Genomic DNA, 16,045 nt, shown 5'->3' with positions numbered 1-16,045 from the left:
GAAAGCTAAATAAAAGCGTGAAGGTGCCATTATGGATAATAGGGAATGAGGTGAAAATCCTCAGCGGACCCACCACTGTACACGGTAGAGATTTTCAATTGCCACTGGCTTTTGCCGGGAAGGCGAAAGTCTTGTTATTCCGTAAGCCAGGAGACCTGCCTTTATGTAATATGTCTGTGCAGACAGGCAGCAGGATGACGGTAAAGTCCTTAAATACGGTATTTTTGTATTTAAGGACTTTTTTATATGTAATAAAGGGTTCCCGGGACCTGCTATAGCAATCAAAGATTGCCATAGTAGGTGGGATTCTTATTTTTAAAATTTCAAGGGGGAAAAGTATTATGAAAAAACAAAAAACAATTATTATGATGGGCCTTTTTATCGCTCTTAGCATCATAGGTGGGTACATAAAAATCCCTAATCCCGTTACATCAAGCATTGCATTTGATTCGCTGCCGGCATTTTTAGCATCTCTTGTCCTGGGAGGATTGCCGGGGGCTGCCGTGGCATTTTTAGGACATATGCTGTCAGCGGCATTGGGAGGTTTTCCTATGAGCTTGCCGATCCATCTCGTTGTAGCCGTTGAAATGGGAATAATAATGGTGGTATTCAGCTTTATAGCAAATAAAATTAACTTGATTGTGGCAATTATAGCAGGTATTATATTAAATGGTATTGTATCACCTGTTATACTGATATTCATTCCTAACTTAGGGCTGCCGGTATTTTTGGCATCACTTCTGCCGTTGATGGCTGCCAGCATATTCAATGTAATTTTGGCTGCAGTAGTTTTCTCATCCATTAAAAATGTAGGATTTGTGAAGGAGATTCAGGAGGCTAAATAATGGGATATTTTGGTCGGGATGTTGAGGTTGTGGATTGCGGCAATGTTTATATAGTGACTGCCTGCGATTCCAGCGGAGCTATAGGAAGCAAAGAGCTGGATGTCGTGAAGGTTACGCCTTATATAGTAGGAAGATATGCAGCCAGAGTGCCGCTTTTAGAGATATTGTCGGCAGGTGCATATCCCATAGTCATGTCCGTCACAATCTCAAACGAGCTGAATCCCACTGGAGAAGGCATACTGGACGGAGTATACGACGAGCTGAAGGCAAATGATATAAAGGAACTGCCAATAGCAATAAGCACTGAAAAAAATATGACCACAAAACAAACTGCCGTTGGCGTCACAGTTGTAGGAAGGTGCGGCAAAGAAGAGCTTAGGATTGGAACGTCAAGGGCTTTGGATGATGTGTATTTCTTAGGCATTCCCAAGGTAGGAAATGAGGTTGACGATCCGGATGATAAAGAGGTGGCAAAAGGAAATCATATAAAGCTGCTATCCTTTATCGAAGGGGTTCATGATATATTGCCCGTAGGCTCAAGAGGTATATTGGCAGAAGCGCAAACATTGGCTAAAAGCAATGGGTGTGAATTGATACTTGAACTCATAGGTGATGTGGATGTAAATAAATCCGCCGGTCCTTCCACCTGCCTTTTGTTTACCTGTTCACCCGGAACTAAGATTCCGAAATTTTTACATGCGCCAGTGGCTAGGATAGGCCGATTAAAATAGTTTATAGAAGAGATAAAGAGTCTTAAAGACTCTTTATCTCTTTTAATATCTCCTGAAATTCATTCATAGAGCTTATAAGCCGCTCAAGTTTGTCTTCAGAAAGCTTTTCCAATCTGCTGCCTATGATGTCCAGCTTTTTATCAAGGTCCTCATTTAAAAATTCCTGACCTTTATTTGAAAGGCTGTAAAATGTATTTCGCCTGTCCTTTGTATCGCTTTCCCTTGTAATATAGCCTTCCTCATCAAGCTTGTTTAGCATTATGCAGGTGCTGGAGCTTGATAAATTAAGCTTTTCACTGAGTTCTTTCAAAGTGCAGCGCTCCAATATTTTAAGGTTAAGCATGGTTTTAAACTGCTGCTCGGTTATGGGTCGGCTGTCATTGTGATAATTATGATAAATCTTCATGTGGCTGTTGAAATTTACGAAAAAATTTAAAAGTTTCCGGGCCGTTTCCTTATTCTGCATTGAGTACACTCCTTCTGACTACTGCTTTGTTTTTCCATTTGTCTGTTCTGTAATAACTATAGCACATCAAAAGACCAGCTATCCAGGCTACAGGAATGCCCCACCATATGCCGTCGGAACCAATTCTGGCAGATAAAAGCGCCGATGCGGGAATTCTTATGACCCATAGGGAAAGTATGGTAAAGAGCATAGGTACAAATGTATCTCCGGCGCCTCTTAATACCGCATTGACTATAAACTGGGTGGAGAATACTATAAAGAAGGCTCCCACTATGGTTAAATATCTTCCGCCTATTGCCTTTACGGCGGCGTCTGAGGTAAATATCGATATGAGGTGCTTTCCAAAGAGTATTACAACTATGGATATTGTCAAGGATATAGTGCCGGATATCAAAATTCCTGCCTTAAATCCCTGTTTTACTCTTTCGGGCTTGTTGGCTCCGATGTTCTGCCCTACAAAGGTGGATACCGCCATGGATACGTTCATACAGGGCATTACTGCAAAGGATTCAATCCTGGTAGCCGCCGTGTAGGCTGCCATGGTGTCGGTTCCGTAGCCGTTTACAATTCTGGTCAATGCCATCATTCCGGCAGAGACCAACATTTGCTGTACGCCGGAGGGAAGGCCTATTCTTACTATGGTTTTAAATATTTCTTTATCATAGGTCATGCCTTTAATGCTGAATCTTAAAACCTCGTGGGTTCTGTTAAGATGGAATACTCCAAAGGCAAAGGAACATGCCTGTGCGATTACCGTCGCCCATGCCGCTCCTGCGACGCCCCAGTTGAATACCATTACAAAGATCAAATCCAGTATGATATTTATAACTGTTGCAATTATCAAAAAAGTGAGGGGGGTTCTGGAATCTCCCAGGCCTCTTAATATGGCGCTTATGGAGTTATATCCGAACATAACCGGCATGCCTAAAAACATTATATTAAGGTATGATTTAGCTGTAGGCAGCACGGTATCGGGAGTTTTTAACAATTTTAAAATGGGTCCGCTGATCATCAACCCCACTACCATCATTATAAGGGCTCCGATAAGGAGGGATATATATGCCGTGTCGATGGTGGTTTTAACTTTTTTTATATCCCTGGCTCCGTAGAACTGGGAAATCATAATGGTGGAACCCATGGTTATTCCCATAATGAGGGCTATAAGAAGGAATAAAATGGGGAAGCTGGCGCCTACGGCCGCCAGGGCGCTTTTCCCCAATGCGCGGCCTACGATAATACTGTCTACGGTAGAATACAGCTGCTGAAAAATATTGCCTATAAGCATAGGCAGTGCGAAGAAGAAAATCTGTTTGGCCTCATTGCCTTGAGTCAAATCTTTCATAATCACTTCTCCTTATTTTGTTATAAAATAATTTTACAGTAAAATAATTTTATAACAAAACACATAATATGTAAATATTACCATGTAAAATAAAGATTACAGAAGGGGATTTTTCTCCGTGAGGTGCTTCCAGTATCTGACCGGCATGAAGCTTTTCTGCAGAGCCTTGTTTTCTCTGTCAGGAATGGCTATGCTGTTAAAATAATCTTTCCAAAGAACCTGAAAATCCATTTCTTCATCAGCTGATTGCAAAGCTGAATCAAGATAGAAAGGGACTATTTCATATTCTTTTTTATTGTACAGGACAGCGGTGTTTCTTTTTACATCATGGATTATAAATAGCTCATTTGACATCCTTTCAACAAAATGAGTTGCCAAAAGAGGCAGGGTGTTGTAATCCGGCTCAATGGGAGCATATAATACATCTCCTTTTAGTTTTTTGAATCTTATGAGGCCTAAAAGCCTGTGTACTTCAAAGGTTACCTTTTTACAGACATTCATTACATTTAGAACCCTTTCATCCTGAAGGTGGAGATTAAGCTTGAAACCCACCTTCCATCCTAAATTAATGTATTCGAATATGAGCTTTCCGGAATTCTCATATTCGGATAAGTAAAGGTAAAATATATTCAATAGTGTATCTCCGCCAATTCTTCTATTAACAGCCTCGGTTATTCTGATTACCTTTTCTTTATCCGTTTCAACTTCAACATAGGTGTCTATGATGCTTTGCTGCACCCTGTCTTTTTTTATGAAAGCCCCCGGACGGATTTTTTTATTAAAGGCTTCACAGACTGCCGAGAGAAGGCCTTCAAAGGTCCCGTCATAAGTAAAGATAATCATTTTAAAGTTCTCCTGTAACTGCAGATGAATTATCCTGCATCATATTGTAAATGGAAAGCTGCTCGAATTTATTTTTAGGAGCCTGCGTTTTTTCCGAAGGCAGTAAAAACTGACGGATGATGGGCAAATCAGTAAATGATGTGCCGTAATATTTGCCCTGGCAGGTTATGAAATGCTTCGCCCGCTTTAACACAACACCGAATTTCTTTAAGTCATCATAGCTTAAGGAGCCTACTCTTCTTGCCGCTCTTATTTTTAAGGCTGAGCGGACACCAATGCCCGGAATTCTTAAAAGAAGGGTATAATCAACGCTGTTTATTTCAACGGGGAAAAGCTCCATATGCTTTAATGCCCAGAAGGATTTTGGGTCCAGATCAATATCAAAATCCGGATTTTTTTCATCCAGTAATTCTCCTGCTTTAAATCCGTAAAACCTTAGCAGCCAGTCGGCCTGATAAAGACGGTGCTCCCTTTTAAGGGGAGGATTTAAAAGCGCCGGAAGGTTGGGATTATCGGATACGGGAATATAAGCCGAATAATACACCCTTTTTAAACTGTAGCGGTTATATAAGCCCTCTGATAATCTTAAAATGCCAAGATCATGGTCATTTGTGGCCCCTATAATCAACTGGGTGGTCTGTCCTGCCGGTAAAAAAAGCGGAGGCTTTTTATATGTTTTTTTGTCTTCTTTTATTTCAATTATTCTGTTGTTTAAATAATCCATGGGTTTAAATATGGCTTCGGCGCTTTTTTGAGGAGCCAGTAATTTTAAGCTCTCCCTTGAGGGAAGTTCGATATTTACGCTCATTCTGTCAACGTAAAGCCCGGCTTTGTCTATAAGCTTTTTATCAGCACCGGGAATTGCCTTTAAGTGTATATAGCCATTGAAATTTGCCATTCTCAATTTCACGACGCATTGCAGCATAAGCTCCATGGTAAAATCCGGGTTTTTATATACCGCAGAGCTTAAAAACAAGCCCTCTATATAGTTTCTTTTATAAAAATTTATAGTTAAATTTACGATTTCATCAGGCGTAAAAATTGCCCGGTCATTGCTGCTGCTCCTCCTGTTTATGCAGTAAGCACAATCATAGGAGCACATATTGGTCATCAGTATTTTAAGGAGGGATATGCACCGTCCGTCAGATGACCAGCTGTGGCATATGCCGCTTACGTGGGCATTTCCAAGGCCGTTATTATTTTTTCTTTCACTGCCGCTGGAGGAACAGGAAACGTCATATCTTGCCGCTGCCGCTAAAATATTGAGCTTTGATTGAATATCCATAAAGTCACCGTCCAATGTAAGGGGACACTTCCCCTCTTTTTAAATAGCTTTTGTAGGAGCCGGGGTAAATGCCCCCGACTTATGGGACGCACCTTTTCTTTGTAAGAAATGAATCTGGAGTAGCCGAAGTGCTTCCTCAACTTAGGGGATATGCCCCGATTTATATTTAATTTTATCATATAAAAACAGTATATGCAAACATATGTTCGAATAAACTGGAAATATCCAGTAAGCAGAAGATGCGCTGAAATAAGAAAGGAAGGCAGTAAAAGATGAAAGGGCTACAGAGAATAGTAAAGGGGCTGTTGCATTTGAAACAGCCCCAACTTAAAGTATCACAACTTAAAGCATCCCAAGGTTATAAGTATCCAATTTGTTTATTGTTTATTACCCCGCAGGCTAATCTCCTTCCGGCGTTTCCTGCCGGCTGGCTTTTAAAATCGTCGGGGCTTTCATGAATTATCATAGCTTTGCCAAGTACATCGCTGACAGTAAATTTGTCGGTGAAAAAATACATTATAGCCTTGCCGTGGTTGGAAAAGAGCACGGGGAAATCTCCGGCATGATTGCCGTGAGGCTGGTTTGTAGGATTCCAGTGGCTTCCGGCAGACTGGAAAGGGTTTTCTGGGTCGCCAACTTCACAGCTGCCCTTTTCATGAATATGAAATCCGTGAGGGCCTATTGGAAGCTTGCTGTCACTGCCCGGCTGGTAGTCGGGAAGGCCGTAAACTTCGGCAAATACATAAGTACCGTCCATCGCATCCAAAAAGTATACCACGCCTCTTATATCGGGTGCTAAAGGACCTCCTTTAATATCTGCTTTTGCTATATTTGTCTTTTCCATTCTCCATTGAGGTGGGTAGGAAAATCCCGGCTGCATATAAGAAAAAACAGGACAAAAGACAGGGTTATAATTAGTAAACAAAGAAAAATCTCCTTTTTTAACTTCTATCACTAATTATAATAGTCTTTTGTCCCTTATTTTGTCCCTATTTATAAAAGTTTCTTATGGTGTGGCATACGAAATCCACTTCATCCTCGGTTATCTCAGGATAAATGGGAAGTGCTGCAATCTCGGTGCAAACCCTTTCCGATACGGGAAAATCACCCTTCTTGTAGCCTAAATAGCTGAAACATTTTTGGAGATGCAAGGGAAGGGGATAATATATGGAATACTGCACTTGGTTTTTCTTAAGATGCTCAACAAGTCCATCCCTGTTTTCAGCTAAAATGTTGAAAACATAGTATACGGGATGCTGCTCTCCCTTTATTTTGGGGAACCTTAAGCCTTGACAATCCTTTAATCTGTCAAAATACCAATTGGCGATAACCTCCCTTTTTGTAATGGCTTCTCTCATGTATTTCATTTTTACCAGGAGTATGGCAGCCTGGATTGTATCTAAGCGGGAGTTGTATCCTATGTAATCGTAATGATATTTTTCAGTGGCTCCGTGTACCCTGTAGGATTTTGCCAGCTTGTAAAGGCCTTCATCATTGGTCACAATCATGCCGCCGTCACCATATGCCCCCAGTGTTTTTGTAGGGAAGAAGGAATATATGCCGTAGTCACCGATGGTGCCGGCGTGCTTGTATTTACTGCCTTTTCCTTTCCAGGACATTCCGAAGGCTTCCGCAGCGTCCTCTAAAACCTTTAAGTTGTGCCTTGCTGCTATATCCATGATTGAATCCATGTCCGCCATCTGGCAGAAAAGGTGGATGGGAACTATGCCTACCGTTTTATCCGTCACGGCATCCTCGATTTTGGCGGCATCAATGTTAAAGGTTTCCTCGTCGATATCAACAAATACCGGCTGCCCCCCATGCCTTGCAATGCAGGAGGTGGAGGCTAAGAATGTAAAGGGGGATGTGATTACCTCACTGCCATTTTTAAAGCCTAAAATATCCGAAGCCAGAACAAGAGCATCGGTGCCTGATGCGACGCCTACGGCGTATTTGGCGCTGGTAAACTCCATTATGGATTTTTCAAGGTCGGCAACTTCTTTGCCCAGTGTGGATATGCCGTCCTTCAACACATTTTCTATGGCCTTGTCAAACTCAGCCTTTTTCTCCTGGTATTCCCTTTGAGATGTATAAAAGTTTACTTTCATTATAATCCACCAGCCTTTAATATCTCTTTTGTACAAGCAATTGTTTCCTTTGCCACATATTCCGCGTCTTCTAAGGCAAGGGTGGAATATAGAGGCAGAGTTATTTCATTGGCATATTGATTATAGGCATTGGGATAATCTTCAATTTTATATCCCAGGCCTTTGTATAATGTAAACATTGGTAAGGGAATAAAGTGCACGTTTGTGCCTATACCCTTGTCTGCCAGCATTTGTATAAGCGCATCCCTCTGTTCTTCCTTAAAGCCCTTTATCCGCAGGGGATACAGGTGATAGGAGGTCTCGGTGCCATTATCCTTTTTAAAAGGAATTTCCGCCCAATCATTTTGGGAAAGCAATTTTGTATAAAGGTCAAATATTTCCTCCCTCTTTTTGAGCATATCATTATAACGTTCTAACTGTACCAGACCTATGGCGGCCAATGTATCTGTCATATTGCATTTGAAGCCGTCGGTCAATATATCGTATTTCCAGGCTCCTGCCTTCATTTTTGATAAAGCGTCCTTGCTCTGGCCATGAAGGGCGGTATATTTGAATTCCCGGAACAAATCCTCCTTGCCAAAAGAAGCCTTGTCATTGTACGTGATTGCTCCGCCTTCCGCCGTAGTAAGATTCTTTACGGCATGGAAGGAGAATACGTGAAAATCAAATTGTGCCCCTACCTTTTGCCCCTTGTATGATGCACCGAGGGAGTGGGCAGAGTCGGAGATAAGCAGTATATCCTCTCTTTTTTTAGCCTTTAAAACCTCTTTTACAGCGTCGTAATCCACCGGAACTCCCCCGAAGTCCACCGTCAATATTGCCCTGGTCTTTGGGGTTATTGCATCATACAGCCTGTTTATATCAATCATGAAGCTGTCCTTTTGAGTATCCACAAAAATCGGCTTTATCCCGCGGTGCAGGGCAACGCTGGCCGTAGCGGTATAGGTATAGGGGGTTGTTATTACATCATCTCCTGATGTGATATTAAAAACCTTAAGTATAAGCTCCATGCCCGCAGTGGCACTGGCCAGGGCTACGGCGTGCTGTGCATTTAAGTATTGCGCAATTTTTTCTTCAAAGGCTGCCACCTTGGGGCCGGAGGTAATCCAGCCTGATTTTAAGACATCAACTACAGCATCTATTTCCGCCTGGCTTATATCCGGGGGAGAGAAGGGTATGCTTTTATGTTTCATAGCTTATGTACTTCCTTTCAAAATTTATTTTGTTCCATAAAAAAATCCTGTGTCTTTGGATATGAATATGCCGTTACTTACAGATATCTCATTATCCAGAAATATTTTAAACTCCATTAGTTTTTCTTCGGAAAACCCCTGTCTTGCGTTGCCCGGCATGGAAAAAATATAATCCATCAAGGGCTTTGCTTCAGTGACAATTAAATTATCTTCATACCTTTTTAGTTTAACATTTTTGAACAATTTTGAAACCTTATCCATTCCATTTTCCAGGTGAAATTTTTCGGTATGCTCCCAGCTTTTAATTGTTATAAGCCGGCAATCAAATTTTTGTATTATATCCCTAAGCTCAGACATGTGTTTTTTACCCACGGTAGAAGCATAGAATATACCTTTGGGTTTAAGGACTCTGTGAACTTCTGACAGGGATTTTTCAATGTCAGGCACATGGTAGAGCATGTGGTTGGCTATAACAGCATCGAAGGTTTCATCTTCAAAGGGTATCATCTGAGCATCCGCCATTTTGAATTTAAACCTGTTATTCTTATTCTTCAAATTAGACTTTGCATCCTTCAGCATACCGGGAGAGAAATCCGTCAGCATTATGCTCCAGCCATCAGGGATAAAGGCAAAATTTTTTACCCATAGACTGGCATCACCGCAGCCTAATTCCAAAATATTTGCATTATCAGGAAGATTTAATTGTTTAAAAAACCATTCCATCCAGCCCTGATTGTTCGTGCTGTAATCTTCATGAACTTTAATCCTGGTCTTTAAATTGGAGGCATTTTGATATTGCGCCGGCCAGTTTATGTCCGCATTGATTGCAGTTATGATATTTATAAATTTGTCCCAATTAAGTTTTTCTCCTTTATTAAGCATTAAAAGAGCCTCGTCGATGGCTGCTGAAACCTCTTGCATATGCCGGATCTTCTGAGTCATCACCTGTTTTTGAAGCTCCAGCGGATTTTTAAAGCCTTTGCCATCAATATCATATTTAATAATGTTTCCTATATCATCAAGGGGCAAACCTATAAATTTTAAGGTCATAATCTTTTGGAGCCTTGCAAAGTCTTCCAGCGAGTAAAGCCTGTGGCCTGACTTATTATGGGCGCTGGGCTGCAAAAGGCCTATACTGTCGTAATACCTCAGAGTCCTGTGTGTAACTCCTGCCTTTGCAGCAAACTCTCCTACGGTGAACATGGCTTCATCATTTCCCAACGACATCACCTCTACATAATTGTAATACATGACGTAACGTCATGGGCAATATTTTTTTGCCGGATAATGAAAAATTTATATAATGCCGGTATTTCACATGACAACTTGGTATGATATTATATGAAAAGGGGCTGCTGCGTCTTGAATAATGTAACGGGCATTGCGAGGGTTCTTTGAAAGTTCTTGGCCTGCCTGTCGCAGAAAATCCTTAGAATTTTTGATTGTTTGAGCGAAAGTAAGTTTAAAAATTCTAGCATTTTCAAGACAGAGAGCTTTAGAACTTGCAGAATCCGAACATAGTAAATGATTGTTCAAGACGCAGCAGCCCAACTAAGGAGGATGGACTATGCTTTGGACTGCGATAATAATTTTGATAATAGTGCTGGATCAGGCTACCAAATATATTATATCGGGTGCCATACCATTGAATGATTCGGTAACGGTAATTGACGGATTCTTTTATATATCCCATGTGCTGAACAAAGGGGCAGCCTGGAGCATTCTGCAAAATAAAAGGTACTTTTTCATAGTTACAACGGTGCTTGTGTGCATATTCATAGCTTATTACCTTTTCAGGCTTAGAAATAAGATTGTAAGGACGGCATTGTCCTTTATAATGGGAGGGGCCATAGGAAATTTAACTGACAGGATTATGACAGGCAGCGTAGTAGATTTTCTGGAATTTCATTTTGGAACCTATATATTCCCTGTGTTTAACGTGGCGGACATATTTATAGTGACAGGCACAATACTTTTGGCTTACTGTATTTTAACATCAAAAGAAGAATTCAATTTATAAAGAACAAAGAGGCTGTGGCATTATGAACAACATAAACGAGCAATTGTGAGAGTTCTGAACAAGTTCTTGGTAACGCTGCCGAAGAAAATACTTAGAATTTTAGATTGTCTGAGCGATAGTGAAGTTTAAAAATTCTTGTATTTTCAAGGCAGGGAGCCTTAGAACTTGCAGAACGCGAACATAGCCAATTGAGTGTTCAAAATGCCACAGCCCCTTATCTTTTACTCCAGTGCGTTTAAATCATATGGTGTCTCCTGGTATACATAGTAGTTGAGCCAATTTGCATATAAAAGGTTTGCATGGCTTCTCCACCTTGAAACGGGGGCTTTTGCCGGGTCGTCATCCTTGAAATAATGCTTTGGCACCTCTATGGGAACACCCTTTGCAACATCTCTGTCGTATTCTGCCTTCAGGGTTAAAGGATCATATTCGGGATGGCCGGTTATAAAAATCTGCCTTCCGTCCTTTGAAGCTACCAAATATACGCCCGACTCTTCCGATTGGGCAAGAATATCAAGGCTTGGCATCTTAACTATATCCTCTTTTCTTATTTCCGTGTGCCGGGATTGCGGCACATAAAATTCATCATCAAACCCTCTTAATAGCTTTACTCCCAGTTTTTCAACGGTATGGGGGAATACACCGAACATTTTTTCCTTGAGGGGGTATTTAGGTATTCCATAATGGTGATAAAGTCCTGCCTGGGCTCCCCAGCATATGTGCAACGTGGAATATACATTGCGGAGGCTCCAGTTCATAATCTCCTTAAGCTCATCCCAGTAATCCACTTCATAAAATTCCAGATGTTCAATAGGAGCTCCCGTTATTATCATGCCATCGAATTTCTCATGCTTTATGCTGTCAAAGGTGGTATAAAAGTTCTTAAGATGCTCTGCCGGGGTGTTCTTGCTTTCGTGGTCCTTTGGCAGAAACAGCGTAATATCCACCTGAAGGGGTGAATTGGCGAGAAGCCTTAAAAGCTGCGTCTCCGTTGAAATTTTTGTAGGCATCAAATTTAATATGGCTATCTTTAACGGGCGGATGTCCTGATGGTAAGCCCTGTCTTCACCCATCACGAAAATATTTTCACTGTTAAGTACTTCAGCTGCCGGAAGGTTATCCGGTATTTTTATTGGCATATAAAAAACCTCCTTCATACTCGATTGTCAATGAAAGAGGTTTACACGCAAAATAAAGCAGACTACCTCTCTCATCTCGCCTCTGAATAAATGAAATTCAGCTGCAGGAATTGGCACCTTTTCAGGTGAATGGACCTGAAGGTTGCCGAGGTTTCATCGGGCCAGTCCCTCAACCTCTCTGGATGAGAACGTGTTCTCATAGATTTTTTTTTATAATATCAACTATTATATGCGGTGTCAAGATATTTTAAGCTGGTGCGGATTAATTATTTTGTTCTAGGTCTTTATCAATTTCAATAAGATATTATGAGCTATTTAAATTTCTATGTGACTTAAGTCCCATAAGAAGGAGAAATATTTAAGGGGTGAATGGAAAATATGTCCGATGTAAAAGTATTAGCAAAAGAAAGAGAAGATATGTACCGCAATTTATTAAGCGGGAGAATTCCGTCAAGGATCCCAATAAGCGGTGCCATGGGCTTAGATTCAGCTATTAAGTATTGCCAGATGGATGTGGCGGAAGTATATTGGGATTTTTCAAAGGCAGAAGCAGCGCTGGATAAGGTATGTCAGGACTTTCCTTCGGATTCGGCACCGGGTGTAGGGCGAAGGTACCCTTCATATTACCAGATTCTAGGCTCTAAGCCTTTTATAATGAGCTCTGACGGAACCATGCAGCATCCCAATGTAGCAGGTATGACGGCGGAAGATTATGATGATTTCATAGCTTCGCCATATGATTGCATTGTAGATAAGATTTTACCGCGCTTATATACCGGACTTGACACAGACTCTAACACAAAAGCCATGACGCTCTCCAAAGCAATGAAGGTTCAAAGCGATGATGCGGCGGTAATCGGAGGCATAAGTGCAAGGCTGAATGCCAAATACGGATTTGTATCAATGGCCGGCGGTGCAACAACGGGTCCCTATGACTTTATGGCCGACTTTTTCAGAAGCTTTACAGGAATCTCATCCGATATTAGAAGAATCCCCCAAAAGGTTATAGAAGCATGTGAAGCTATAACACCCATCCTTATTAAAAAAGGAAAGCCATTGGGCCCTTCAACCTTCGGCCAGGTAGGCATACCCCTCCATATGGGCCCCTTTATGAGAGAAAAGGATTTTGAAAAGTTCTATTGGCCCACATTGAAAAAACAGGTGGAAGCAATAACCGAAATGGGCATAAATGTAAACCTCTTTGTAGAGCATGACTTTATGAGGTTTCTGGATTATTTCTATGAGCTGCCTCCCCATACCATCCTCCGTTTTGAATACGGTGATCCCAAAATCGTTAAGGAGAAGCTGGGCAAAAAGCATATATTAAGCGGTTTTTATCCTCTTGTAATGCTTCACTCGGCCACGAAAGAACAATGCATAGACAAAGCCAAGGAATTGATTGATATACTTGCACCCGGCGGAAATTATATGTTCGGCTTTGACAAGGGCGCCATGGATATGCACGGCAGCATATCCGAAAACTTAAAAGCCGTACTTGAGTATGTATATATAAACGGAAGATATGATGACTATTATAAAGGCGATAACAAGGACCCCCATGAAGCTTTAAAGCTAAAAAGGCGCAGCGAGATAATCAATGAAATAGATAAAAGCATAAATTCAAAGTACTTTACAGTATGGGAAAAATATAGAGAAAGCCATCCGGAGCTTGATGGAAGGCCCTTAAATATAATAGGACCTAAAATTCAAAAATATGAAGATATGATGTTTAACTTTATAATCAATCTTTGTTCTTAAATATATATAGGAGGTTTAAGAATGTCTAAGCTGCCAAAAAGAGTTTATATCGCATACGGATATCAGGAATTTGCCATGGGTTTTGCGACAACAATGGGAACTCAGTATTTTCCTTTCTTTTTGACCGATGTTGCAATGGTATTGCCGGCTGTCGCGGCAACAATCCTGCTTATCGGAAGAGTTGTTGACACAGTTGACGTACCTCTTATAGGAGCGCTGGTTGAAAAAAGCAATATGCCATGGGGTAAATACCGCTCATGGCTTTTTGTAGCCCCGCCCTTAATTATAATTTTTAACCTGCTCATGTTTACCGATTTTAATGTAAGCCTGCCTGTAAAGGCTGCCTATCTCACAATTGCATATATAATGGGCTATGTTTTTGTCAACTTTACAACCACTTCCCGCCTTACAATGCTTCCGGTATTTACCTCGGACCAGACCGAAAGAGCAGCCCTTTCCGCAAGCAGAGGCCAGGGTGCCGCCATAGGACAGCTGGTAAGGGGTGCTATAGTATTGCCGCTGGTCTTATTCCTGGGCGGCGGTGATCAGACTAAGGGATATTTTTTAACCGTGCTGGTATTCGGAGCGGTAATCATATCCGGATTATATTACATTGCCTATCTTGCAAAGGATTATGATAAACCCATGCCGGGAAGAAAGCCTGCCACGCTAAAAGATATGGTTATAGCCGTAGCCACAAACAAACCGCTGCTTTTATTAGTGATTGCGGATATTTTCAGATTGACCGCAACAAACGTCCTCATGGGTTTGGGTATGTATTATTTTAAATATGTCGTAGGAAATCTACTGCTCTTTGCGGTGTATGCGCCTATTACAGCAGGCTGTATGCTTGTGGGAGCCACAACGTCAAGGTTTTTAACCAATAAATATGATAAAAGAACTGTATACAGAATGGGAATAGTAGTCTGGGCCATAGGGATGATTTCTGTTTATTTATTTGCCGGCAGCAATGCGGCGGTATTTATCGCGCTTGTAGGATTGGCACAGTTCGGCATGGCTATATCCAATGCCCCGTCCGCCGCATTTTACTCAGATACTGCCGATTATAGTGAATGGAAGACAGGAAAAAGCGTAAAAGCCCTCAATATGTCCTTACTGCTCATACCAATAAAGGCCGGCGTGGCAATAGGCGGCTCGGTGGCAGCTTTCGGCCTGGCAACCATAGGATTTAAGGCAAATGAGGTTACGCCTGAAGTAGTGCAGGGATTAAGGGTTTTGATATCGGCAGTTCCAAGTGTAATTGCTGTTATTGCCATTATATTTATGACTATTTACAGCCTGGATAAAAACAAGATGGCTGAAATACAGGAGGAATTAAAGCAAAGAGCAGCGCAAAAATCATAACAGCAGATAGCGCCAAAATAAAAAATCGCCGGGTTACCCGGCGATTTTTTATTTTGGCGCACTTAATTTTAGTGCATATAAAGATATTAAGCAATACGGTAAGCCACTTTCTGTCGCGGACAATCATCTGTCTACCATTTCTGGTCCCCCGCTAGTTTTATTCCCTTGAGGGGGTTCCCCTACCTTAATTTGGGTTTCTGCATTGAGGGGTTTACAAACGTTCCACCTTCTCCGTCGCCGGAAAAGCTCGTCTCTGTTGCACTTTCAGGATACTCATGCCTCAGTGAGTGCATTTTCTCCGCCGTCGGGTTGCCCCGCCCTCCCTTGCGAGAGGCTCAATCCTATTGGCGCAGGCATCTCAGCCTGCGGCAGTGTGGACTTTCCTCTATGTTGCCATAGCGATTGTCTGTATTACTTAAGTCTCTTTCATACTAATGGCGGAGGGTACAGGATTTGAACCTGCGCCAGCCTTACGACTGCTAACGGTTTAGCAAACCGTCCTCTTGAGCCACTTGAGTAACCCTCCATAGTAATTTGTCATTAAGCTAGATATTTATTATATAACTATTTTGATAATTTTAAAAGGTGTAAATGTTAGAATTTTACCCACAATCTAAAATAAATATTGCATATTTAAAAAAAGCCGCTATAATATCTGTAAATTTTAAGGCCTTATAAAAAATGTATGAAAACTGTGCAAATAGTATTGGGTGCGATTTTAGGCTTTCCTGCTGCCGCCCCGCTGAAAAAGACAAAACTTGTATAAAATCCGTTGCCTTTTCCAAATTTAAGTATTATACTAAAAAGGTAGCAGATTAATTGAGAGGGGGTCGTAAACATGAAATTCAGAGAGGACAGCGTAATAGTTAAATTAGAAAATTTCATCGCACGACCGGTATCTGGCTTTTAATTATTTTGTTTTTTATTGCCTAAAAGTAAAACAGAGCCAC

At 41.3% G+C, this 16,045-nt stretch carries 14 protein-coding genes, 1 tRNA gene, 1 other RNA gene and 2 riboswitches; of the genes, 5 read left to right on the top strand and 11 right to left on the bottom strand.

Annotation, left to right across the window (positions count from 1 at the left end; translation table 11 throughout):
- Positions 1-4 precede the first annotated feature (4 nt).
- Positions 5-177: riboswitch (cobalamin riboswitch) on the top strand.
- Positions 178-341: 164 nt separating this feature from the next.
- Together OXPF_RS21650 and OXPF_RS06240 are read left to right on the top strand one after the other, a co-directional pair.
- Positions 342-845, top strand: a complete 504-nt coding sequence (locus OXPF_RS21650; protein WP_083479723.1) for an ECF transporter S component — start codon at positions 342-344, stop codon at positions 843-845.
- Positions 845-1,576, top strand: a complete 732-nt coding sequence (locus tag OXPF_RS06240) for a hypothetical protein (RefSeq protein WP_054874350.1) — start codon at positions 845-847, stop codon at positions 1,574-1,576. The genes OXPF_RS21650 and OXPF_RS06240 overlap by 1 nt, the downstream gene beginning before the upstream one ends.
- 22 nt (positions 1,577-1,598) lie before the next feature.
- Here OXPF_RS06240 and OXPF_RS06235 read toward each other — a convergent pair whose 3' ends face one another.
- The 8 genes from OXPF_RS06235 to OXPF_RS06200 form a co-directional block, all read right to left on the bottom strand.
- Positions 1,599-2,042, bottom strand: coding sequence for a MarR family winged helix-turn-helix transcriptional regulator (locus tag OXPF_RS06235; protein ID WP_054874349.1), 444 nt, complete (start codon positions 2,040-2,042; stop codon positions 1,599-1,601).
- Positions 2,032-3,384 (bottom strand): MATE family efflux transporter, encoded by a 1,353-nt coding sequence (locus OXPF_RS06230; protein WP_054874348.1) that lies wholly within the window; start codon positions 3,382-3,384, stop codon positions 2,032-2,034. The genes OXPF_RS06235 and OXPF_RS06230 overlap by 11 nt, the downstream gene beginning before the upstream one ends.
- Positions 3,385-3,480: 96 nt before the next feature.
- Positions 3,481-4,227, bottom strand: coding sequence for a TIGR03915 family putative DNA repair protein (locus OXPF_RS06225; RefSeq protein WP_054874347.1), 747 nt, complete (start codon positions 4,225-4,227; stop codon positions 3,481-3,483).
- Between the two features lies 1 nt (position 4,228).
- The gene (locus tag OXPF_RS06220) at positions 4,229-5,512 is read right to left on the bottom strand and encodes a putative DNA modification/repair radical SAM protein (protein WP_054874346.1); all 1,284 of its coding nucleotides are present in this window, start codon (positions 5,510-5,512) and stop codon (positions 4,229-4,231) included.
- A 358-nt stretch (positions 5,513-5,870) separates the two neighbouring features.
- A complete protein-coding gene (locus OXPF_RS06215) occupies positions 5,871-6,356 on the bottom strand; it encodes a superoxide dismutase family protein (protein WP_054874398.1) in 486 nt (161 codons plus the stop codon).
- A 145-nt stretch (positions 6,357-6,501) separates the two neighbouring features.
- Positions 6,502-7,620 carry a DegT/DnrJ/EryC1/StrS family aminotransferase gene (locus OXPF_RS06210; protein WP_054874345.1) on the bottom strand — a complete coding sequence of 373 codons (1,119 nt, stop codon included), beginning with the start codon at positions 7,618-7,620 and terminating at the stop codon, positions 6,502-6,504.
- On the bottom strand, positions 7,620-8,813 hold the full coding sequence (locus tag OXPF_RS06205; protein ID WP_054874344.1) for a DegT/DnrJ/EryC1/StrS family aminotransferase: 1,194 nt from the start codon (positions 8,811-8,813) through the stop codon (positions 7,620-7,622). The genes OXPF_RS06210 and OXPF_RS06205 overlap by 1 nt, the downstream gene beginning before the upstream one ends.
- Positions 8,814-8,837: 24 nt before the next feature.
- Positions 8,838-10,040, bottom strand: a complete 1,203-nt coding sequence (locus tag OXPF_RS06200; RefSeq protein ID WP_054874343.1) for a MerR family transcriptional regulator — start codon at positions 10,038-10,040, stop codon at positions 8,838-8,840.
- Positions 10,041-10,380: 340 nt separating this feature from the next.
- On the opposite strand from OXPF_RS06200, the gene lspA reads away from it, so the two are divergent.
- A complete protein-coding gene (lspA, locus tag OXPF_RS06195; protein WP_054874342.1) occupies positions 10,381-10,833 on the top strand; it encodes a signal peptidase II in 453 nt (150 codons plus the stop codon).
- Positions 10,834-11,054: 221 nt separating this feature from the next.
- Here the strand turns inward: lspA and metA are convergent, their stop codons facing one another.
- Positions 11,055-11,972 (bottom strand): homoserine O-acetyltransferase MetA, encoded by a 918-nt coding sequence (metA, locus tag OXPF_RS06190; protein ID WP_054874341.1) that lies wholly within the window; start codon positions 11,970-11,972, stop codon positions 11,055-11,057.
- Between the two features lie 68 nt (positions 11,973-12,040).
- A riboswitch (SAM riboswitch) is annotated at positions 12,041-12,161 on the bottom strand.
- 189 nt (positions 12,162-12,350) lie between these two features.
- Between metA and OXPF_RS06185 the strand changes: the two genes are divergently transcribed.
- Together OXPF_RS06185 and OXPF_RS06180 are read left to right on the top strand one after the other, a co-directional pair.
- Positions 12,351-13,730 (top strand): uroporphyrinogen decarboxylase family protein, encoded by a 1,380-nt coding sequence (locus OXPF_RS06185; protein ID WP_152967710.1) that lies wholly within the window; start codon positions 12,351-12,353, stop codon positions 13,728-13,730.
- A 21-nt stretch (positions 13,731-13,751) separates the two neighbouring features.
- Complete coding sequence (locus OXPF_RS06180; RefSeq protein WP_054874340.1) at positions 13,752-15,095, top strand: MFS transporter; 1,344 nt, start codon at positions 13,752-13,754, stop codon at positions 15,093-15,095.
- A gap of 94 nt (positions 15,096-15,189) precedes the next feature.
- Here the strand turns inward: OXPF_RS06180 and rnpB are convergent.
- Together rnpB and OXPF_RS06175 are read right to left on the bottom strand one after the other, a co-directional pair.
- An RNA gene (gene rnpB, locus OXPF_RS21645) (RNase P RNA component class B) lies at positions 15,190-15,509 on the bottom strand.
- Between the two features lie 21 nt (positions 15,510-15,530).
- A tRNA-Ser gene (locus tag OXPF_RS06175) sits at positions 15,531-15,621 on the bottom strand.
- Between the last annotated feature and the right edge of the window lie 424 nt (positions 15,622-16,045).

The sequence above is a fragment of the Oxobacter pfennigii genome (genome assembly GCF_001317355.1).
Lineage (GTDB): Bacteria > Bacillota > Clostridia > Clostridiales > Oxobacteraceae > Oxobacter > Oxobacter pfennigii.
This window is presented reverse-complemented; position numbering and strand designations above follow the sequence as displayed.